The sequence below is a fragment of the Ruegeria sp. AD2(2025) genome (genome assembly GCF_056542385.1).
On record NZ_JBQFZS010000002.1, the window covers coordinates 343652 to 363321 of the forward strand.

Annotated in this window: 21 protein-coding genes; 6 read left to right on the plus strand and 15 right to left on the minus strand. The window is 61.6% G+C overall.

Annotation, left to right across the window (positions count from 1 at the left end):
- Positions 1-7: 7 nt before the first annotated feature.
- Together ACR1XV_RS06870 and purF are read right to left on the minus strand one after the other, a co-directional pair.
- Entirely contained in the window at positions 8-256 is a 249-nt protein-coding gene (locus ACR1XV_RS06870) for a hypothetical protein (protein WP_480529643.1), read from the minus strand.
- Between the two features lie 249 nt (positions 257-505).
- A complete protein-coding gene (gene purF, locus ACR1XV_RS06875; RefSeq protein WP_480529644.1) occupies positions 506-2026 on the minus strand; it encodes an amidophosphoribosyltransferase in 1521 nt (506 codons plus the stop codon).
- Between the two features lie 323 nt (positions 2027-2349).
- Here purF and ACR1XV_RS06880 point away from each other — a divergent pair, with 323 nt between their 5' ends.
- Positions 2350-2571 carry a hypothetical protein gene (locus ACR1XV_RS06880; protein ID WP_480529645.1) on the plus strand — a complete coding sequence of 74 codons (222 nt, stop codon included), beginning with the start codon at positions 2350-2352 and terminating at the stop codon, positions 2569-2571.
- A 60-nt stretch (positions 2572-2631) separates the two neighbouring features.
- Here the strand turns inward: ACR1XV_RS06880 and ACR1XV_RS06885 are convergent, their stop codons facing one another.
- The 4 genes from ACR1XV_RS06885 to ACR1XV_RS06900 form a co-directional block, all read right to left on the minus strand.
- Positions 2632-3225, minus strand: a complete 594-nt coding sequence (locus ACR1XV_RS06885) for a CvpA family protein (RefSeq protein WP_480529646.1) — start codon at positions 3223-3225, stop codon at positions 2632-2634.
- A 41-nt stretch (positions 3226-3266) separates the two neighbouring features.
- Entirely contained in the window at positions 3267-4631 is a 1365-nt protein-coding gene (gene radA / locus ACR1XV_RS06890) for a DNA repair protein RadA (protein ID WP_480529844.1), read from the minus strand.
- Positions 4632-4752: 121 nt separating this feature from the next.
- Positions 4753-5529: a DNA repair protein gene (locus tag ACR1XV_RS06895; protein WP_480529647.1), complete on the minus strand. Its 777-nt coding sequence runs from the start codon at positions 5527-5529 to the stop codon at positions 4753-4755.
- Positions 5530-5677: 148 nt separating this feature from the next.
- The gene (locus ACR1XV_RS06900; RefSeq protein ID WP_480529648.1) at positions 5678-6130 is read right to left on the minus strand and encodes a paraquat-inducible protein A; all 453 of its coding nucleotides are present in this window, start codon (positions 6128-6130) and stop codon (positions 5678-5680) included.
- Between the two features lie 121 nt (positions 6131-6251).
- Between ACR1XV_RS06900 and ACR1XV_RS06905 the strand changes: the two genes are divergently transcribed.
- Positions 6252-6662, plus strand: a complete 411-nt coding sequence (locus tag ACR1XV_RS06905) for a hypothetical protein (RefSeq protein WP_480529649.1) — start codon at positions 6252-6254, stop codon at positions 6660-6662.
- Here the strand turns inward: ACR1XV_RS06905 and ACR1XV_RS06910 are convergent.
- From ACR1XV_RS06910 to alr, 3 genes are read right to left on the minus strand one after another with little or no spacing between them, the layout of a single operon-like run.
- Positions 6659-7405 carry an ABC transporter ATP-binding protein gene (locus tag ACR1XV_RS06910; protein ID WP_480529650.1) on the minus strand — a complete coding sequence of 249 codons (747 nt, stop codon included), beginning with the start codon at positions 7403-7405 and terminating at the stop codon, positions 6659-6661. The two genes, ACR1XV_RS06905 and ACR1XV_RS06910, sit on opposite strands and share 4 nt — an antisense overlap.
- Entirely contained in the window at positions 7402-8184 is a 783-nt protein-coding gene (locus ACR1XV_RS06915; protein WP_480529651.1) for an MlaE family ABC transporter permease, read from the minus strand. The genes ACR1XV_RS06910 and ACR1XV_RS06915 overlap by 4 nt, the downstream gene beginning before the upstream one ends.
- A complete protein-coding gene (gene alr / locus ACR1XV_RS06920; protein ID WP_480529652.1) occupies positions 8181-9215 on the minus strand; it encodes an alanine racemase in 1035 nt (344 codons plus the stop codon). Before alr ends, ACR1XV_RS06915 begins: the two co-directional genes overlap by 4 nt.
- Positions 9216-9509: 294 nt before the next feature.
- Here alr and ACR1XV_RS06925 point away from each other — a divergent pair, with 294 nt between their 5' ends.
- The gene (locus tag ACR1XV_RS06925; protein ID WP_480529653.1) at positions 9510-10055 is read left to right on the plus strand and encodes a GNAT family N-acetyltransferase; all 546 of its coding nucleotides are present in this window, start codon (positions 9510-9512) and stop codon (positions 10053-10055) included.
- A 3-nt stretch (positions 10056-10058) separates the two neighbouring features.
- Here ACR1XV_RS06925 and ACR1XV_RS06930 read toward each other — a convergent pair whose 3' ends face one another.
- The 6 genes from ACR1XV_RS06930 to ACR1XV_RS06955 all read right to left on the minus strand — a co-directional run bounded on the left by ACR1XV_RS06930 (position 10059) and on the right by ACR1XV_RS06955 (position 16026).
- Complete coding sequence (locus ACR1XV_RS06930; RefSeq protein WP_480529654.1) at positions 10059-11549, minus strand: replicative DNA helicase; 1491 nt, start codon at positions 11547-11549, stop codon at positions 10059-10061.
- A gap of 198 nt (positions 11550-11747) precedes the next feature.
- Positions 11748-12425: an orotate phosphoribosyltransferase gene (locus ACR1XV_RS06935; RefSeq protein ID WP_480529655.1), complete on the minus strand. Its 678-nt coding sequence runs from the start codon at positions 12423-12425 to the stop codon at positions 11748-11750.
- A gap of 136 nt (positions 12426-12561) precedes the next feature.
- Positions 12562-13743: an ammonium transporter gene (locus ACR1XV_RS06940; RefSeq protein ID WP_480529656.1), complete on the minus strand. Its 1182-nt coding sequence runs from the start codon at positions 13741-13743 to the stop codon at positions 12562-12564.
- 185 nt (positions 13744-13928) lie between these two features.
- On the minus strand, positions 13929-14405 hold the full coding sequence (locus ACR1XV_RS06945) for a CinA family protein (RefSeq protein WP_480529657.1): 477 nt from the start codon (positions 14403-14405) through the stop codon (positions 13929-13931).
- A complete protein-coding gene (locus tag ACR1XV_RS06950) occupies positions 14402-14899 on the minus strand; it encodes a phosphatidylglycerophosphatase A family protein (protein ID WP_480529658.1) in 498 nt (165 codons plus the stop codon). Before ACR1XV_RS06950 ends, ACR1XV_RS06945 begins: the two co-directional genes overlap by 4 nt.
- Positions 14896-16026 (minus strand): bifunctional 2-C-methyl-D-erythritol 4-phosphate cytidylyltransferase/2-C-methyl-D-erythritol 2,4-cyclodiphosphate synthase, encoded by a 1131-nt coding sequence (locus ACR1XV_RS06955; RefSeq protein ID WP_480529659.1) that lies wholly within the window; start codon positions 16024-16026, stop codon positions 14896-14898. The genes ACR1XV_RS06950 and ACR1XV_RS06955 overlap by 4 nt, the downstream gene beginning before the upstream one ends.
- A 178-nt stretch (positions 16027-16204) precedes the next feature.
- Between ACR1XV_RS06955 and dusB the strand changes: the two genes are divergently transcribed.
- The 3 genes from dusB to ACR1XV_RS06970 are packed head-to-tail and all read left to right on the plus strand — an operon-like array spanning position 16205 to position 19631.
- On the plus strand, positions 16205-17188 hold the full coding sequence (gene dusB / locus ACR1XV_RS06960) for a tRNA dihydrouridine synthase DusB (RefSeq protein ID WP_480529660.1): 984 nt from the start codon (positions 16205-16207) through the stop codon (positions 17186-17188).
- The gene (locus tag ACR1XV_RS06965) at positions 17185-18264 is read left to right on the plus strand and encodes a two-component system sensor histidine kinase NtrB (protein ID WP_480529661.1); all 1080 of its coding nucleotides are present in this window, start codon (positions 17185-17187) and stop codon (positions 18262-18264) included. The genes dusB and ACR1XV_RS06965 overlap by 4 nt, the downstream gene beginning before the upstream one ends.
- Complete coding sequence (locus tag ACR1XV_RS06970; protein WP_480529662.1) at positions 18264-19631, plus strand: response regulator; 1368 nt, start codon at positions 18264-18266, stop codon at positions 19629-19631. Before ACR1XV_RS06965 ends, ACR1XV_RS06970 begins: the two co-directional genes overlap by 1 nt.
- The last annotated feature ends 39 nt before the right edge of the window (positions 19632-19670 follow it).

The following is a 19670-nucleotide window of genomic DNA, read 5'->3' on the forward strand; positions in this document are numbered from 1 at the left end:
GTCAGGATCAACTGCCGGGAATGGCGATCCGGCGGTTCTGGCCGCTTTGTCGCAGTACCACGCCGTCCTGATCAATGGCGACCACCTTGCCCGTGCCAACACGGCTGCCGGGCTTGACCTTCTTGACCCGTCCCGATGACAGGCGCATCAGCGCCTGCAACTCGGCCGCGGGACCAAAAACGCCCAGCACCGAAACCAAATTTTTCTCGAGCGCACCCACCTGTGTGGCGGCGCTGCTGACCGTTGTATTTGCCATGATCTGCGGCCGGGCTGTGCGCCCGGACCCTGTTTTGTGAGTGGTTCAGGGCGCCCGGCTACCACAGCAACCACCGGGTCAAAAGGACCCTTTGGCCCCGTTTCAGGTGGTCCTTGAAGGGGGCAATGGAACCCGCTGCAAACGCAGCCAGTTCAGCAAAAGGTTGTAGGCGGATTTTGACCGATGGTTCGGGTCATCCCCAATTGCCTGGCCACACCCGGCCAAAGCGATTCGCCTGACCGGGCAGGGTTAGCCCGACGCCAGCTTAGCCGCGTTCCACGACCCGCCGACAACCTGCATATCCTCACGCTTCTTGCTGACCCGGCTGCTGGTTTCGAGGCTGTTCAGATAGTCCTCATCAATCCCGGTGACATAGTTGCCGTCGAAGCAGGAACAGTCAAAGGCCTCGATCTCGGGGTTGCCCTCTTTTGCGGCCCAGATCAGGTCGTCGAGGTTCTGATAGAACAGCGCATCCGCGCCCAGTTCCTCGCGGATTTCCTCGATCTCTTTGCCGTTGGCGATCAGTTCGTGCCGGGTGGGCATGTCGATGCCGTAGACATTGGGATATTTCACCGGCGGCGAGGCGCTGGCGATATAGACCTTCTTTGCGCCAGCCTCGCGGCACATCTGGACGATCTTCTTGATGGTATTGCCGCGCACAATCGAGTCGTCGATCAGCAGCACGTTATGCCCGTCGAACTCCAGCGGCACCGCGTTCAGCTTGCGGCGGACGGATTTCTGACGCTCGGCCTGACCGGGCATGATGAAGGTGCGCCCGACATAACGGTTTTTCACCAGACCCTCGCGATAGGGAATGCCGGTGATCTTGGCAGCCTCAAGCGCGACGGGGCGGGCGCTGTCGGGGACGGGGATGATACGATCTATTTCAAGTCCTGAGTCCTGAATCTGTTTCGCCAGCGTCTGACCCATCCGCATCTGGGTCTTGTAGACCGAAACCCCATCCAGCAGGGAATCCGGGCGGGCCAGATAGACATATTCGAAGATACAGGGCGTCAGTTGGCCTTCGACGGCCTGAAACTCGTGCATGTTGCCATCAAGATCGATCAGGATCGCTTCGCCGGGGTTCAGGTCGCGCAGCTTGTCAAAGCCGTTGATGCCAAAGGCCACGTCCTCGGAGGCGAAAGCATAATCATCGCCATCACCCGGCGCTGCGCGTTTGGCCACCGACAGCGGGCGGATGCCGTAGGGGTCGCGGAAGGCCAGCATCCCGACGCCTGCGACCAGACAGATCACGGAATAGGCACCCTGCACCCGCTCCATCGTCATCTTGACGCCTGCAAACAGGTTGTGGATCGGGTCGGCATTGCCGTTGACCTTGATCGCATCGGCGACCTTGTCGGCCAGCACGTTCAGCAGAACCTCGGAATCCGAAGTGGTGCGCAGGTGGCGGCTGTATTTGGCAGTGACTTTTTCGCGCTGCTTTTCGGTGTTGGTGATGTTGCCGTTATGGACCAGATAGATGCCGTAAGGTGCGTTCACAAAGAACGGCTGCGCCTCGGCCGCGCTCAGCGAGCCTGCGGTGGGATAGCGGACATGGCCCATGCCGACCCGGCCCAGCAGGGTTTCGGCGTCGCCGGTGTTGAACACGTCCTTGACCAGGCCGTTAGCTTTTTTCTCGCGGAAGAACTCACCATTATAGGTCACGATCCCCGAGGCATCCTGGCCCCGGTGCTGCAGCATCAGCAGCCCGTCATAGATTTCCGCAAAGACATCATGTGTCCGGCTTGCGATCCCCAAAATCCCACACATACACGGGCTCCGTTTTCTATGGCTTGGTCTGGCTGACGGTCTGGTCGGAGGGACTGCGGCACGGTATCTGGTGCATCCCGCGGGGACGGCACGCCTGCACAAGCGCGGCGGCCAGTGCGAGTGAGAACAGATACAGCAAGATCGGCAGCTCCGATTCCATGTCGGTACGGCCCCGACATACTGCCTAACGCTGCGCGTGTCATCAAAGGATCACATATGCGGTTTGCCGCAGGCGGGATTTCTGCAGGACGCGGGTAATGGATGACAAACCGGCTGGCCTGTGCTGTCATGTTTCCCGAACGCGATTGGGTGGAAGGCCAGCCATGTGGCAGCACAAGCAGAACGCTCCGAAGGACAAACCGGTCAAGCGGCGGTGCCATCGGTGTCGTGGGTCCGGGCGTGCGCCCTGCGAGATTTGCAAAGGCAGCGGCGAAGTGGTCAAAAGCCGCGATCAGTTCGGCAAGCCGATCCCCAGCCGGTGCGACGGCTGTTTTGGTCTGAAAAGCATCCGCTGCACGATCTGCGGTGGCGAAGGGTTTATCTGAGCGGGCATGAAAAAGCCCGGTCGGCGCCGGGCTTCTTACGTTTATTGCTGTTTTGGCGGATCAGCTGTCCGAGGCCTCGGCCGGGGTGTCCGCCGTGCTGTCGGCGGTGCAGCTTGCGACCAGTTCTTCGTATTGCGCGGTGACCCAGCCCAGAGCAGCCTCGGGGTTTTGTTCTTCGATCTTGCCGCTGAATTGTTCGAACACCTTGGCCGAGCGGCTTTCGTCGACCATCGTGTAAGATTGACCGGTCATCACGGTGTCGTAGACAAAGAACGCGATCGCCACCAGCAGGATGCCGCGCGCGATGCCGAAGAAGAACCCAAGCGCCTGATCCAGTCCGCCAATCGCCGAGCGTTGGACGAGCGACGAGAACAGCGGCGTGAAGATGCTGACCACGATCAGGGCCACGGCGAAGACGGCGGCAAAGCCCGTGATCACCGAAAGCTCGCAACTGTCGCGCAGGAACTCTCCGACCACCGGGACCTCTTTGACCAGCGGCACAGCTTGCGGCGCGAAGATGAACGCCAGAACTGCGGCGGCGACCCAGCCCGCGATGGCCAGAACCTCGCGCATGAAACCGCGCGAATAGGCCAGAAGGCCCGACAGCACGATGATCAGGGCGACAACCCCGTCAATAATTGTAAAACCTTCCATGGCCCTCGCCTGTTCTTTTTACTGCCCCTCGGGGCGCGACCTTAACCTGCTCCGAAGGTTTCGCCAACAAACCCAACCAAATCAGAGGGTCGGGTGAGTGTCAGACCTGCCACAGTGCCGGTTTTGCCACCCGCCGGAGCAATTGCCGCCGTGAAACCAAGTTTTTGCGCTTCTTTCAACCTGTTTTCGGTCTGCGGTGCGGGTCTAAGTGCCCCGGACAGCGAGATTTCTCCGAAAACCACGGTGTCTGCGGGCAGGGCAGTATCTTCGCGCGCGCTCAGCAGCGCCGCGGCCACCGCGAGGTCGGCGGCGGGTTCGGACACTTTCAGGCCACCGGCCACGTTCAGATACACGTCGAGCCCCGCGAAGGGGATGCCGCAGCGGGCCTCTAACACGGCGAGGATCATAGCGAGGCGTCCGCTGTCCCAGCCAACGACTGTTCGCCGGGGCTGAGAATGGGGTGAGGGGGCGACGAGGGCCTGCAATTCGACCAATACCGGACGGGTGCCCTCGATACCTGCAAACACGGCTGAGCCGGGGCTGGGCGTACCACGTTCCGACAGAAACAGGGCCGATGGGTTGGTGACCTGCGCCAGCCCCTTGCCGGTCATTTCGAACACGCCGATCTCGTCAGCGGGACCAAAGCGGTTCTTGACGGCCCGCAGGATGCGGAACTGGTGGCCGCGCTCGCCTTCGAAATACAGCACCGTGTCGACCATGTGTTCCACGACGCGCGGCCCTGCGATCTGGCCTTCCTTGGTGACGTGACCCACCATGATGATCGAGACCCCATGTCGTTTCGCAAATGTGGTCAATTCATGCGCTGCGGCCCGGACTTGTGACACCGAACCCGGCGCGCTGTCCACATTGTCGGCCCACATGGTCTGGATCGAGTCGATGATGGCGAGGCCGGGCTTTTCGGCCTCAAGCGTCGTCAGGATGTCGCGCAGGTTGGTTTCAGCGGCGAGTTGGACCGGAGAGTTCTCGAGGCCCAAACGACGCGCACGCATCCGCACCTGCGCGCTGGCTTCCTCGCCTGAGACGTAGATGGTTTTGATCCCATTGCGGGCAAAGCGGGCGGCGGCCTGCAGCAGAAGGGTGGATTTGCCGATGCCGGGGTCTCCGCCCACCAACAGGGCCGAGGCGGGGACGAGGCCGCCGCCGAGGACGCGGTCGAGTTCTTCGACACCGCAGAGCGTGCGAGGTGGGGGTGTTTCCTCGGTCGACAGGTCTGATAGTGCGATGGATTGGCCGCGTTTGCCGCCAAGGGATTTTTTCGCAGGGCCAGCCGAGAGAGGCGTTTCCTGAACGATGGTGTTCCATTCACCGCAGCCATCGCAGCGGCCGGACCATCTGGTGTGTGAGGCACCGCAGGCGGAGCAGGAGAAGGTTTGTGTCTTTGCCATGGCGCCCTTGGTGCCCGAGGCGGGGCGGTTCTTCAAGCCCTTGCGGGCTTTCCTCACCGCCGGGGGCGGGCCGCGTCGTCAGGCCCTGCGGGCCATCCTCTGCGGCGGGCGCTTTCAGCGCCTATTCGGCGGCCCGAGGCGGGGTCATGGCAACCACGCTGGCGGGTGTTTTGTCGTCCGTCGAGGATTGCAGTTGCGCCGAGAGTTCAGGCAGCAGATCGAACAGCTCATCTCGCAGACGCGCGAGTTGCGATTTGGCGATGGATTCCTCGATCTCGATGTCGCGCGTCCATTGGCGCAACTCGTGCTGGATGATCTGGGCCTCTTCGATGCGCTGCTGGAACTGTTCGACCTCTTGCTGGCGTTGCTGCAGGAAGGTGCGGGCGCGGTCCACTTTGGCGTCGCCATAGGTGTCGGCCAGTTCCTGACTGATCTGGCTCATCTGTGCAGCCAGTTCCAGCACCTGCGGCTCCAGCCCCTGCAGATCGGGGTGGTCGCGCAGAAAGGCCATGCGTTCCTTGACTGCGTCGAATTCGGAGGACAGCGAGAAGGCTCCGCTGCGGTCGGCGGCGTGGGCCATCTGATAGGCCCCGGCTACGTCCTGCATGTTCAGGGAAAAGTTCCGGTGGGTCCGTTCCAGCGCCATCATGCGAGCGCTGGAGGGCAGGTAGAAGGCCAGCATCAGGATTAGCGCGGTCAGGCCGATCTGGATGTAGATGCCTGCGTCGATCACGCCGGCTTCACCGAACCCGGCCTGCATCGAAAGCCAGGGAATGATGCCAAGGGCCGACAGAGCGGTGGCTGTAACCGCGCCCAGAGCGGCGGCGCAGATCAGGAAAAACGTGAACTTCAGGAAAACATTCTGGAATTGCAATGTTGCTGCGTGGAGGGCGGCCATGGTCGTCGAACTCCTTCATCTACCGATACGAAACCGGGCCGAAGCGGAGGGTCATTAAACACGATCTGGCCCGCTGCGGACCCGTGAACTACAAACACGTTGCTGCTCGAAATATCTAAATGATACCTAGAAGTGCGTTTTCAATCAATTAGGTCTGAGGTTTTCGTGAACCGAATGTCATCTCTGTAATATGCCCCAGCGTCAAAGAGGCGAGGATGCAGCCGGTGAAAAGATAGAGGCCCCAGGCGGTTTCGATGGTGGCGTAAGAGATGCCTTTGGCCAGAGTGATATACAGCGCAATGAGGAAGATATCGGCCATCGCCAGCTTGCCGAGGATGTTGAGCGCGGGCTGCACGCGCGGGTCCAGCAGGTTCCATTGTATCAGCGCGGTGCCGATGGTTTTGACGTAGGGTGCGAAGAGGGCGAAGACGGTGACGACCAGTGCGAGGAAGATGTCGGATTTCCACAAGGATTGGAGGCCGGTGATGACGCTGATCTCTGATAGCCCGAAGATCGGGAGAAGGCCCGCGCGCATCAGCGGGGCGAACCACGCGATGGGGTAGAGGATCAGGAGCGAGAGGGTGGCGAGGCGGAGGGTCATAGACAATCCCTGACAAGGCAATTGATATCTATGAGGTGGCCAGATCGCGCGCAAGTTTTTCGTTGTAGCCGCCCAAGCTAGCGCTATGGTTGCAAGCTGTTGTCAACGTCTTTGAGGTGTAATGCCTGAACCTGTCATAAAAGTTTTGAGTGGTCCTTCTGCATTGAGCAAAGGTATGTCGGACGCCCTGACAGGCGGCGCAAGCGCCGTGTTGTCGGCCGGAAGTGCGGCTGCAGATCGGTTGCCATTCGACCGAGAACAACTCTTTGGTGTGCTGCATTTTCGGCTCTATGAAGCCGATGAGGCGCGGAAGAGGGGGCGTTGGTTCGGAGGTCGGCTCTACAACAGATTTTCCGGGGAGGATCCGGCGTATATTCCGGTTTCCGGCATCCATCTTCGACAGACTCTTGAAGTCGTGCGCACTCAGACGCCTGATTTCGTTGTCAACGCAGGAAAATATCTGCTGCGTTATGACTATGCCAAGCGGGCGTATGAGCAGATAAAGCGCGATCGTGAGGCGGAGAAAGCTTAGCGCACCGCCTCAATCGGCCCTTCAGCGCTCCCACTGATAAACTGCTCCACATAAGGATCACCCGAGGCATCCATCTGACCGACCGGGCCAGTCCACTGGATCACGCCTCCGTGCAGCATAGCCACGTTATCGGCGATTGCGCGGACCGAGCTCATGTCGTGGGTGATGGTCATTGCGGTGGCACCCATCTCGGTCACGATTTCGCGGATCAGGTCGTTGATGACGCCGGACATGATCGGGTCCAACCCCGTGGTGGGTTCGTCGAAAAAGATGATCTCGGGCTCGGCGGCGATGGCGCGGGCGAGGCCGACGCGTTTTTGCATCCCGCCTGATAATTCCGCCGGGAACCGGTCGGCGACGTTGGATTTCAGGCCCACACGGCGCAGTTTCTCGATGGCGATTTCGCGGGCTTCCTCGGCGGGGCGTTTCAATGAGCCGCGCAGCAGGCGGAAGGCGACGTTTTGCCAGACAGGCAGCGAGTCAAACAAGGCCGCGCCCTGAAACAGCATCCCGAAGCGCGCCAGAAACGCATCCCGGTCACCTTTCTGGGCGTCCTTGCCGTCTACATAGATCATGCCGCTGTCGGGCTTGATCAGGCCGAGGATACATTTCAGCGCCACCGACTTGCCCGTGCCCGAGCCACCGATGATGACCATCGATGTGCCCTTGGGGATATCCAGGTTCATGCCTTGCAGGACGTGGTTGTCGTCAAAGGCCTTATGTACGTTCTCCATCCGGATCATAGCGAGAAGAACACCCCTGTGAGTACGAAATTGGCGGCGAGGATCAGCACGGCGGCGGCCTCGACCGAGCCTTTGGTGGCGCGGCCCACGCCTTGCGCGCCGCGGCCGGAGGACATGCCATAATAGCAGCCCATGATGGCAGCGATGACGCCGAAGGCGGCCCCTTTGACCAGTGACGAGACGATGTCGCGCGCCTCAAGGAAATCGACGGTGTTTTTCAGATAGGCCGCCGGATTGAAGCCCAGGTTTTGCGTGGCGACGGTGTAGCCGCCTGCGATGCCGATGATATCTCCGATCGCGACCAAGGCCGGAACCGTGATCAGCGCCGCCAGAACGCGGGGGGCGGTGAGGTATTTCATCGGGTGCGTGGATAGGGTGACCAGGGCATCGATCTGCTCGGTCACTTTCATGGTCGCAATCTCGGCAGCGATCGAGGAGGTCACGCGGGCGGCGATCATCAGGCCGACCAGTACGGGGCCAAGCTCTCGCACCATGCCGATGGCGACGATCTGGGGCACCACGGCCTCGGCGTTGAAACGCGCGCCGCCGGCATAGATCTGCAGCGCCAGCGCGCCGCCGGTGAAGATGGCGGTCAGGCCGACCACGGGCAGGGACAGCCAGCCGATATTCAGCAGGGCGATGCCGAATTCACGCGGATAGAACGGAGGCCGGAAAATATGCGAAATCGCGTCCAGCGCGAACAAAGCGACGCGGCCAAACGCGGCCAGCATGGTCAGGATAGTCCGACCAAGTTCCCCCAGCAATGAGAGGGGGGTCATTCCACGTAGCCTCGGGAATAGCGGCTGCCGAGCGAGGTCAGAATCTCATAACCGATGGTGCCGGCGGCTTCGGCCAGATCATCGACGGTTTGGTGCCCGTTCAGGATACGCAGGCGGTCAGGTTTGTACGGCAAGTCGGTAACATCCACGGTGATCAGGTCCATCGAGATACGTCCTACCACCGGGCAGGGCTGATCACCAGCGAATGTATCGATGCCGCCGCCGATGGCACGATGCAGCCCATCGGCATAGCCTGCGGCCACCGTCGCGATCTTCGACGGTCGGCGCGCGGTCCAGCTGTTGCCGTAGCCCACGGTTTCGCCCACCGCGACGTCGCGCACCTGAATCACCGGCAGATCGACCGTGACCACGGGCTTGGCCCCGGCGAATGGCATCCCGCCATAAAGGCCAATGCCCGGACGGCAGAAATCGAAATGGAATTCCGCCCCCAGCAGGGTGCCTCCGGTCGCGGCGAGTGAACGCGGCACCTCGACCCCGTCGGTCATCTGCTTGAAGGTCTCAAGCTGCTGGCGGTTCATCGGGTGTTCGGGCTCGTCGGCGCAGGCCAGATGAGACATCACGACCAGCGGATCGCGCTCTAGCGCTTTGTGCTTCAGCTCGGCCCAGTCCGCGGGCTCCAGCCCAAGGCGGTTCATGCCGCTGTCCAGCTGGATGCCGAAGGGATGGTTGGGCAGCGCCTCAAGATGGCGCTTGAACTGTTCGGGCGAGTTGATCAGCGGCGTCAGGTTGTGGTTGCGCAACAGTTCGCTGTCACCTTCCATATGGCCCGAGAACACGGCGACCAGCGCCTCGGGTCCCACCGCCTCGCGCACGATGGCGCCTTCTTCGGCGGCGGCGACGAAGAATTTGCGCACGCCTTCTTCGGCCAACGCCCAAGCCACCGGTTCCGCGCCCAGACCGTAAGCGTCGGCCTTGACGACTGCGCCGGTTTCGACATCCGTCTTTGCATCCAGTGCGCGCCAGTTATGGGCGAGCGCGTGAAGATTGATCGTTAAACGTGCGGTACTCATAATCCCGTTCAAGACATTGCCTGATCCGAGGTCAAGAGGGAATGATGATTTGCAGATGGGTTTAATGCCCGGAACTGAGAGCGCGATGTCGCAGGGCCAATAAATCCAAGGATTTGGCTGACTTGGAGGGTTGGGTGGTTCGATCCGGGATTGTGTTCACATCGGTGTTAAAGCGCGTCGGGATGGCCTATCGTTCATGTTTTGCGTGTAGGCCCTAACACGCGCTGAATTGGCGGTTGCGTTTAGGGCCTGACCGAGGGCACTCTGCCACCCTGGCAGAAATGGGTGTCGAAGATGGCTATCGGGTTTATTTCAGGTCACGACGGGCGTGAGGCCGAGATCCGGGCGCTTTTCATCGATGTGTTCACCGCCTCGGACGGCGCAGATGAGGGTAAGCTGGTCGGTGAGTTGGTGCGCGAGCTGATGGAAACCACGCCTGATGAGGACTTGTTTGTGTTCTCGGCCATGGAATATGGCGCGTTGTTGGGGTGCATCTTCCTGTCGCGTCTGCGGTTTGATCAGGACGACCGGCAGGTGTTCATCCTGTCGCCCGTGGCGGTCAGCACTGGCTATCAGAGAAGCGGTGTCGGGCAGGCGTTGATCCGTCATGGGCTAGGTCAGCTGCGTGCGGCGGGCGTTGATTTTATCATCACTTACGGAGACCCGGCCTATTATTGCAAAACCGGATTCCAGCCGATCACCGAAGGGTTTGCGCGGGCTCCGCTCAAGCTGAGCCACCCCCATGGTTGGATCGGGCAGCCCTTGTCGGCCCGTGGTGACACGCCGCTAGAGGGCACGTCGCGTTGTGTCGAAGCGTTGAACCAGCCGGCGCTTTGGTAGGGATCAGTAGCCTTCGATCTGGCCGTCCTGCTGCCACGGCTTAACGAGGTTGCCAAAGCGGGTGAACTGCGCCTCGAACGAAAGCTCGACCGTGCCGATGGGGCCGTGGCGTTGCTTGCCGACAATGACCTCGGCCTTGCCATGCAAGCGTTCCATAGCCTGCTTCCACTCTTCCATCTTATCAAGCTCGTGATCGCCGGGCTTTTCACGTTCTTTGTAGTATTCCTCGCGGAACACGAACATCACCACGTCGGCATCCTGTTCGATCGAGCCCGATTCCCGCAGGTCAGACAGTTGCGGGCGCTTGTCGTCGCGGCTTTCGACCTGACGAGACAGCTGAGACAGCGCGATGACCGGGATGTTCAACTCTTTGGCGATGGCTTTCATGCCCATCGAAATCTCGGCGATTTCGTTGACGCGGTTGTCGGCCATGCCGCGGCAGAGCTGCAGATAGTCGATCACCAAAAGGTCCAACCCATGCGTCCGCTTGAGCCGCCGGGCGCGGGCGGCAAGCTGTGAGATCGGCAGGGCAGGTGTGTCGTCGATGAACAGCGGGCAGGCTTCCAACTCTTTCGCGGCGTCCACGAAGCGGCGGAATTCGGATTCGGTCATGTCGCCCTGACGAATCTTGTGGCTCGAAATTTCCGAGGCTTCGGCCAAAACCCGACCGGCCAACTGCTCGGCGCTCATTTCCAACGAGAAGAAGCCGACCACACCGCCGTCAATCGCACCTTCGCTGCCATCGGGCTTGGTGCCGCGCTTATAGGCTTTGGCGACGTTGAAGGCCACGTTGGTCGCCAACGAGGTTTTCCCCATCGACGGACGACCGGCCAGAATGATCAGGTCAGACGGGTGCAGGCCCCCAAGCTGTTTGTCCAGGTCGGCCAGACCGGTGGAAATCCCCGCCATGCCGCCACCGCGCTGATAAGCCTCGTTGGTGACGTTGACGGCTTCTGTGACCGCCTTGAGGAAGGATTGAAATCCCTGTTCGGTCTGGCCCTGCTCGGACAACTGGTAAAGCTGTTGCTCGGCCTCGACGATTTGTTCTTTTGGTTCGCTGGACACATCAACCCGCGCCGCCTTGTCCGAGATGTCGCGACCCAGCCGGATCAACTCGCGCCGGATGGCGAGGTCATAGATCATCTGGGCATAGTCATGCACCGCGAAGGCGCTGATCGAGGCACCGGCCAGTTTGACCAGATAGGCCGGGCCGCCCAGTTCTTTCAGGCCCTCATCCTCGGCCATGAAGGATTTGAGCGTCACAGGCGAGGCCAGCGCATTTTTGGCGATACGCGTGGCCGCTACCTCGTAGATCCGTGAGTGGACCGGGTCATAGAAATGCTCGGCCCCGATGATCGAAGCCACCCGGTCATAGAGATCGTTATTCGTCAGGATCGCACCCAGAAGCTGCTGCTCGGCCTCGATGGAGTGCGGCATGGTCTCGGGGTTCTGAATCTGTGCGGCTGCCTGCTCGATACTGCTGATCTCGTTCATTGCTGCTCTCTATGCCTGTTGGCACAGTCCATAGCTCAGCCCCGCCCGAGGGGGCAAATTGTATGTTTCTGGGGATAGGCTGTGCATATCTCCGAACCCCACCATATTGACGGATGGCAGGGCTATTCGTCAACATATTGTGCGATTGGATCGCTGTGCACGGACGTTGTTTCCAAACCGTGCACAGATGTCGCAGCGTCAGCTTTTGTTGGCTTCCTGCCAGCCGCGCGGGTCGTTCAGGAAGGCTTCGACTCCGTCTAGTGTCTCTTTGTCGAACGCTTTCTGAGCCTTAGCTTCGGCCAGCACGTCCCACCAGGTGCACAGGGAATGCAGTTGCACGCCGTGATCGCCCAAGGTCTTCTCGGTCTCGGGGAAAATGCCATAGTAGAAGATCACCGCCGTATGCCCGCAGGTCGCGCCGGTTTCACGGATTGCATCCACGAAGGACAGCTTGCTGCCGCCATCGGTGGTCAGATCCTCGACCAGCAGAACACGTTCGCCTTCGCTCATCGCGCCTTCGATGCGGGCGTTACGGCCATAGCCTTTAGGTTTCTTGCGCACATAAGTCATCGGCAGGGCCATGCGTTCGGCAACCATGGCGGCAAAGGGGATGCCTGCGGTCTCACCGCCTGCGATATTGTCAAACGCCTCGAACCCGGCATCGCGCATCACGGTGACGGTCAGGAAATCCATCAGGGTCGAGCGGATGCGCGGGTATGAGATCAGCTTGCGGCAGTCGATGTAGGTCGGGCTGGGCAGGCCGCTGGCCAGCGTGAACGGTTCGCGCGAATTGAAGTGCACCGCCTTGATCTCCAGCAGCATCCGCGCGGTCAGGCGGGCGATTTCGGAGCTGTCGGGGAAGGAACTGGGGATCATGGCGCAAACCTCTGGGTTAAAGGGACGTTGCGGGCTGATAGCGTGACCCTTAGGGCAGAGTCGAGAGGGCCAAAAAAGAAAAGCGGACCCCAAGAGGTCCGCTTTCGCCCATACGGGCGGAACAGCCAAGGTGGGCCTAGCTGCTCATGTCATAGGCACGTTCTCCGTGTACCGAGAGGTCGAGCCCGTTTGTCTCGGTCTCTGCGTCTACGCGAAGCGGCGTGATCAGTGCAACCACCTTGACCAGCACAAAGGTGACAATTGCCGTAAAGGCACCCACGATGATCAGGCCGCCAAGCTGCGCTGTCCAAGTGCCCAGACCGAACAACGCGATCATGATGGTGCCGAAGATGCCGCCGACGCCGTGCACGGCGAACACGTCCAGCGTGTCGTCGATGTTCAGCTTGTTGCGGATGACGTTCACGGCCTCTTGGCACAGCACGCCCGCGACGGCCCCGATGATCAGCGCCTGTACCGGACCCACAAAGCCCGAAGCTGGTGTGATCGAGGCCAGACCTGCGATGGTGCCCGTGACCAGACCCACCATCGACGCTTTGCCGAACCGGATACGTTCCCACAGCGCCCATGTTAGCGAGGCGGTGGCGGCGGACAGGTGTGTGACGGTCATCGCCATGGCAGCACCGCCGTCAGCGGCCAATTGCGAGCCGCCGTTGAAGCCGAACCAGCCGACCCACAGCATCGCGGCACCCACCATCACGTAGCCGGGATTGTGCGGAGGCGTGGTGCGGTTGCGGCGCGGGCCGAGGATGACGGCGATGATCAGCGCGGCCAGACCTGCGGTTTCATGGACCACGATACCGCCCGCAAAATCGCGCACGCCGATCTCACCCAGTATGCCGCCGTCTGCCAACATGCCACCGCCCCAGATCCAATGGACCACGGGCGCGTAACACAGCAGCATCCAGAGGGCCGAGAAGGTGAGTACAAAGCCAAAGCCCACACGTTCCACATAGGCACCGACGATCAGGGCTGGTGTGATGATGGCAAAGGTCATCTGGAAGGCGAAGAACAGGATCTCGGGTAGGGTGCCCGCAAGGCTGTCGGCGTCGACACCGCTCAGGAACGCCTTGCCAAGTCCGCCCCAAAGACCGCTTTCACCGGGCCCGAAGGCGATGGAATACCCTGCGACCAGCCACAGAATGCTCATCAAACAGGCAATCGAAAAACAGTGCATGAAGACGCTGAGCACATTTCGCGCACGCACAAGCCCGCCATAGAACAGGGCAAGCCCCGGCAATGTCATGAACAGGACCAGTGCTGTTGCAACGATGATCCAGGCTGTATCGGCTCCGTTCATGGGCCGCTCTCCTTTCTCTGTGGGCATCCGGCGGGGTGCCCGACGCTTCGTGAGTGGTGTGCGGCGGGTTGAAGCCGAGCGACGGCGGGGAAAAAAGACGCAATGGCAGAAAATGCCGCTTATTTTGGCGGCTTTTTCTCAACTGTTGATGAAATTTGCGCCCGTTGGGCGTGTTTGCGCGAAATTTAGGCGGATTGCGAAAGGCTGTGCAGCAGCATCTGCAGCGCATGGTCGCGCGCGGCTTTGCGAACAGACTCCCGGCCCAGCGGGCCGAATTCGACCGTCTCGGTGCGGGTCGGTTGCCCCTCCATGGCCAGCCCGAAGCAGACGCGGCCTTCGGGTTTGAACTCGGACCCGCCGGGGCCCGCGACGCCGGTGATCGAGACCGCCAGCTGCGCATGTGAATGTTGCACAGCGCCCTCGGCCATCTCGCGCGCAACCTGTTCCGAGACCGCGCCGTGCGCGTCGAGCGTTTCGCGGCGCACGCCCAGCATCTCTTGCTTGGCGGAGTTGGTGTAGGTCACGAAGCCCCGTTCGACCACGGCGGAGCTGCCGGGAATGTCGGTCAGCGCGGCGGCTACCATGCCGCCCGTGCAGCTTTCGGCGGTGGCAATCATCACGCCTTGCGCTTTGGCGCGGTCCAGCAGGTCGGCGACGATCACAGGCCCATCACCCCATGCGCGATCCCGGCAAGGATCAGGACACCGATGGCGGCAAAGACCCCCGCGATCACGTCGTCGAGCATCACGCCCATTGGGTCTCCGCGCCGGTCGGCCCAGCCGACGGGGCCGGGTTTGGTGATGTCGAACAGGCGGAACAACAGGAACCCTGCGACCCAGCCGGGCCAGAGCGCCGTGATCTCGATCCCATGCGCCCAGGCCGGGTAGGACACGGCCCAAAGCGCGATGAACTGGCCCGCAACCTCATCAATGACGATCTCCGAGGGGTCGTGATCATCTTGCCCTTCGGTCATGACGCGCGTGGCCCAGAGGCCAGCGGCGAAGGCTGCCGCGGTCGCCAAGACCAGCAACGGAAAGCCACCGATCACATGCAGCAGCCAAGCCAAAGGCAACGCCGCCAGAGAGCCCCATGTGCCGGGGGCAGGGCGCAGATAGCCCACGCCGCAGACGGTTCCGATCAACTGCGCCGCCGTCATGATTTCACCAGACAGGCGGTGGCGAGCGATGCGATACCCTCGCTGCGGCCGGTAAAGCCCAGCCGTTCGGACGTGGTGGCCTTGACCGAGACCTGATCCGCGCGCAGACCCATGATCCGCGCCATCTCGGTGCGCATGGCCTCGGCATGAGGGCCGATCTTGGGGTATTCGCAGACCAGCGTGCAGTCGACGTTCGAAATGGCGTAGCCCATCTGCCCGGCCAGTTCGACGGCGTGGCGCAGGAATATCTCGCTGGCGGCCCCTTTCCATTGCGGGTCGGAAGGCGGGAAATGCTGTCCGATATCGCCCTGCGCCAGCGCGCCATAGATGGCATCGGTGACCGCATGCATCCCCACATCGGCATCCGAATGGCCCTGAAGCCCGCGATCATGCGGGACCCTCACGCCACACAGGATAACATGATCCCCGTCACCAAAGCGGTGCACATCATAGCCGTTGCCCAGCCTTACATTCATATCCGTTCCCATTGTGCGCTCGGCCCGGGTGAAATCCTCGGGTCGGGTGATTTTCAGATTATCTGCGTCGCCGGGGACGATGACCACCTCAATCCCGGCGGACCGCGCAACCTCGACGTCATCCGCCGCGTCGCCGGGGTGGGCGGCATGGGCTGCGGTGATCGCGTCATAGTGAAACCCCTGCGGCGTTTGCGCAGCAAAGAGGCCTTTGCGATCCTGCGTTCCCGTCACCAGCGATCCGTCCCCGGTCCAGAGCGCATCTGTGACCGCCAGCCCGGGCGCAGCGGCGGCGTGGCTGTCGAGCGCGGCCAGCACATCGCCAATGATCCGGGCGCTGACACAGGGGCGCGCAACGTCGTGGATCAGGACCTTGTCGACATTATGCGCCGCCAAGGCCCGCAGCCCGCTTTGAACCGATGCGGCACGGCTGGCACCGCCCGACGTCAGGATCAGATCCGAGACGCTGAATTCTTCCCACGCATCAGTGTCGTCTTCCGACAGCACCAGAACGATATGATCGACGCACCCCCGGAACCGATCGAGGGTCCAGTCCGCCACCCGTCGCCCGCCCAGCCCGCGCCACTGTTTGGGTACACCGCCCCCGGCGCGCTGGCCGCGTCCGGCGGCGACGATGATGGCGGCTGTGGTCATCTGTGGGTTCCTTCGATTGGGCTTTGTTTAGGCGGCGGTGAATGCAGAGGCAATCACCCGCGTCAAGATGCCTAAAAATTAATCACGTGATGATTTTGCGGGCTTGAATGGCGCTGTTTTGTTGTTCATATGCTGCGATTTCGATATCAAATGCACAATTGCTCAAGGATTAGGCACGTTGACCCTGCGTCTTGCTGAAAAGGATCTGACCCCTCCGGTGCTGTTGGCACCCATGGCCGGAATCACCGACCGGCCTTTCCGCGATCTCGTGATGCGCTTTGGCGCCGGTATGGTGGTCAGCGAAATGGTCGCCAGTCAGGAAATGGTGCAGGCCAAGCCGGGCGTGCGCGAACGGGCCGAGCTGTCAGCGGATGTGGAAAACACCGCCGTGCAACTGGCCGGGCGCGAGGCGCATTGGATGGCCGAGGCCGCGCGGCAGGTTGCCGACCGCGGCGCGCGGGTGATCGACATCAACATGGGGTGCCCCGCCAAGAAGGTGACGAACGGGTATTCCGGGTCTGCTTTGCTGAAGACGCCGGATCATGCGCTGACGTTGATCGAGGCTGTCGTCGCTGCGGTGGATGTTCCGGTGACGCTGAAGACCCGTTTAGGCTGGGATGACAGCCTGCTGAACGCGCCGGATGTGGCGCGGCGGGCGCAGGAGGCCGGTATCCGGATGGTCACGATCCACGGGCGCACCCGTTGTCAGTTCTACAAGGGACGCGCCGATTGGCAGGCGATCCGGGCAGTGAAAGAGGCGGTCTCGATCCCCGTCATCGCCAACGGAGATATTGTCGACACCGATACCGCGCGCATGGCGCTGGAACACTCCGGCGCGGATGGCGTGATGGTGGGGCGGGGCGCGCAGGGCAAGCCGTGGCTGTTGGCGCAGGTCTGTCATGATCTGTACGGGGCGCAGGCCCCAATCATTCCCAAGGGGGCAGACCTGATCGACATGGTGCGCGGTCACTATCAGGCGATGCTGGACTTCTACGGCACCGATCTGGGCCTGCGCGTGGCGCGTAAACACTTGGGCTGGTATATGGATGAGGCCGCAACGCCCGCCAACCTGCGGCGCGCGGTTCTGACGTCGCGCGACACGGATGAGGTGCTGCGGTTGCTGAGCGATGCGCTGAGCGGCCCGGCAGAGGCGGCGGCATGAATTCGGATCAGAGCATCTGGGCTTCGTTGCCCGTACCGGCCTTTATCATCGACGCCGAGGATCGGATATCGGATGTCAATTCCTCGGGCGAGGGTTTTTTGAACGCCTCGCACAAGGCGGTTGTCGGGCACCCGGTCTGGGACCAGATCGCCGTCGATGCGCCGCTGGAAGAGGCGTTTTTGCGGGCCCGCCAGCAGGGCACGCCTTTGTTTGTGAATGATGTGGATGTGGGGTCCGGCAACCGCGCGCCGCTGCAATGCGCGCTGCAGATCGCGCCGCTGATGGGACACCCTGGGTCGATGATCATGATCATCTCGCCTCGCGAACTGGCCGGGCGGATGACGCGCGGGAACACAGTGAAATCTGCGGCGCAATCGGCCATCGGCATGGCCGAGATGCTGGCGCATGAGATCAAGAATCCCTTGGCTGGGATCACCGGTGCGGCGCAGCTGCTGAGCATGAACATATCACAGCAAGACCTTGAATTAACAGATCTTATCGTCGAAGAAAGCCGCCGGATCGTGAAGCTGCTCGAGCAGGTCGAACAGTTCGGAAACCTCTCCGAACCCGCGTTCAAGCCGGTCAATATCCATGACGTTCTGGACCGCGCCCGCCGCTCGGCGCTGCTGGGCTTTGGCGCGCATATGACCATTGTCGAGGACTATGACCCGTCGCTGCCACTGGCCTATGGCGATCCGGATCAGTTCTTGCAGGTGGTGCTGAACCTGCTCAAAAACGCCTCGGAAGCCGCTGAGGAAAAAGGCACAATCCGGCTGCGCACCTATTTCGAACACTCGTTCCGGCTGCGGCGCAGCGACGGGTCGGGCCACTCGCTGCCCCTGCAGATCGAGATCATTGATGACGGCCCGGGGCTGCCCGAAAATATTCGAAGCGATATTTTTGATCCCTTCGTCTCAGGCAAGGAAAACGGCACGGGTCTGGGGCTGGCTCTGGTCAGCAAGATCGTGTCCGACCATGACGGCTGGATTTCGGCGGATTCGGTGCCCGGACGCACCGTCTTCCGCCTGTCCCTGCGGCGCGCGCCGCCGGACGCATATGATAAGGAGAGCATCTGATGGATGGCACAGTTCTGGTTGCCGATGACGACCGCACGATCCGCACGGTTCTGACACAGGCGCTGACGCGGGCAGGGTGCAAGGTGCACGCGACGTCGTCTCTGACCACGCTGATGCGCTGGGTCGCCGAGGGCAAGGGCGACGTCGTGATCTCGGACGTGGTGATGCCGGACGGGAACGGGCTTGAGATGCTGCCCAAGATTGCACAGGACCGGCCCGGATTGCCGGTCATCGTGATCTCGGCCCAAAACACGATCATGACCGCCATTCAGGCAGCCGAGGCGGATGCCTATGATTACCTGCCCAAACCGTTCGATCTGCCCGATCTGATGAAGCGCACGGCGCGCGCGCTGGATCAGAAACAGCGTGCTCATGCCGAACCGGTTGAGGCCAGCGAGGACCGCCCAGATGAGCTGCCTTTGGTTGGGCGGACGCCGGTGATGCAGGCGCTCTATCGTTTGGTGGCGCGTGTGATGAATACCGATCTGTCGGTGATGATCTCGGGCGAAAGCGGCACGGGCAAGTCATTGATCGCGCGCGCTATTCACGATTTCTCGGACCGGCGGACATTGCCGTTTGTCACAGCAACAGCGGCTGATCTGAGCGATCTTGAGGGCCCCGCACGGGTCATGGCGCGGGTGCGCGGTGGCACGCTGCTGATCGACGAAATCGCCGATATAGATGACGAGATTCAGGCGCGCATCGTGCGGATGATGGACACTCCGGGCGATCACGTTCCGCGCTTCATGGCCACCAGCCAATCTGATCTGACCGACGCGATGGAGAGTGGTCGGGTACGGCAAGACCTGTATTATCGCCTGTGCGGTGCGACGATCCATGTCCCGGCTCTGCGCGAACGTGTCGACGATATTACCCTGCTGACCGACCATTTTCTGGTGCGCGAAGAACGCGACAGCGGCGCGCAACGCCGCCTGAGCCCCGAGGCCGTGGAACTGGTGCGCCGCTATTCCTGGCCCGGCAATGTCCGCCAGTTAGAAAACGCGATCCGTCGCCTCAGCCTGACCAGCCGCGCCGATGAAATCTCGCGCACCGAGGTCGAGATGGTGCTGGGCAGCCAGCCCGAGGCCGAGCCGGTTTTGGGCGATGGCGAGCGCGAGAAACTGTCATCCTCGGTGGGTCGCCACCTGCGGCGTTACTTCGATCTGCATGGAAATATCCTGCCGCCTCCTGGCCTGTATCAACGTATTCTGCGCGAGGTCGAGGCACCGTTGATCGAGATTGCGCTGGATGCGACCGGGGGCAATCAGGCAAAATGTGCTGATCTTCTGGGGATTAACCGGAATACGCTGCGGAAAAAGATCACGGACCTCGATATTCAGGTGACACGTCGCCGCAAACTGATGTAATATCGCCACACAAGCCGTGGCATTCGGGTTCGCTCCCGA

Coding starts and splice junctions, on each gene's coding strand:
- ACR1XV_RS06925 (WP_480529653.1), top strand. CDS start 9,510: ATGGCTATCGGGTTTATTTCAGGTCACGACGGGCGTGAGGCCGAGATC.
- ACR1XV_RS06895 (WP_480529647.1), bottom strand. CDS start 5,529: ATGGCCGCCCTCCACGCAGCAACATTGCAATTCCAGAATGTTTTCCTG.
- ACR1XV_RS06935 (WP_480529655.1), bottom strand. CDS start 12,425: ATGATCCCCAGTTCCTTCCCCGACAGCTCCGAAATCGCCCGCCTGACC.
- alr (WP_480529652.1), bottom strand. CDS start 9,215: ATGAGTACCGCACGTTTAACGATCAATCTTCACGCGCTCGCCCATAAC.
- ACR1XV_RS06910 (WP_480529650.1), bottom strand. CDS start 7,405: ATGATCCGGATGGAGAACGTACATAAGGCCTTTGACGACAACCACGTC.
- purF (WP_480529644.1), bottom strand. CDS start 2,026: ATGTGTGGGATTTTGGGGATCGCAAGCCGGACACATGATGTCTTTGCG.
- ACR1XV_RS06955 (WP_480529659.1), bottom strand. CDS start 16,026: ATGACCACAGCCGCCATCATCGTCGCCGCCGGACGCGGCCAGCGCGCC.
- ACR1XV_RS06915 (WP_480529651.1), bottom strand. CDS start 8,184: ATGACCCCCCTCTCATTGCTGGGGGAACTTGGTCGGACTATCCTGACC.
- ACR1XV_RS06905 (WP_480529649.1), top strand. CDS start 6,252: ATGCCTGAACCTGTCATAAAAGTTTTGAGTGGTCCTTCTGCATTGAGC.
- radA (WP_480529844.1), bottom strand. CDS start 4,631: ATGGCAAAGACACAAACCTTCTCCTGCTCCGCCTGCGGTGCCTCACAC.
- ACR1XV_RS06930 (WP_480529654.1), bottom strand. CDS start 11,549: ATGAACGAGATCAGCAGTATCGAGCAGGCAGCCGCACAGATTCAGAAC.
- ACR1XV_RS06950 (WP_480529658.1), bottom strand. CDS start 14,899: ATGACGGCGGCGCAGTTGATCGGAACCGTCTGCGGCGTGGGCTATCTG.
- ACR1XV_RS06870 (WP_480529643.1), bottom strand. CDS start 256: ATGGCAAATACAACGGTCAGCAGCGCCGCCACACAGGTGGGTGCGCTC.
- ACR1XV_RS06900 (WP_480529648.1), bottom strand. CDS start 6,130: ATGACCCTCCGCCTCGCCACCCTCTCGCTCCTGATCCTCTACCCCATC.
- ACR1XV_RS06880 (WP_480529645.1), top strand. CDS start 2,350: ATGTGGCAGCACAAGCAGAACGCTCCGAAGGACAAACCGGTCAAGCGG.
- ACR1XV_RS06940 (WP_480529656.1), bottom strand. CDS start 13,743: ATGAACGGAGCCGATACAGCCTGGATCATCGTTGCAACAGCACTGGTC.
- ACR1XV_RS06970 (WP_480529662.1), top strand. CDS start 18,264: ATGGATGGCACAGTTCTGGTTGCCGATGACGACCGCACGATCCGCACG.
- ACR1XV_RS06885 (WP_480529646.1), bottom strand. CDS start 3,225: ATGGAAGGTTTTACAATTATTGACGGGGTTGTCGCCCTGATCATCGTG.
- ACR1XV_RS06965 (WP_480529661.1), top strand. CDS start 17,185: ATGAATTCGGATCAGAGCATCTGGGCTTCGTTGCCCGTACCGGCCTTT.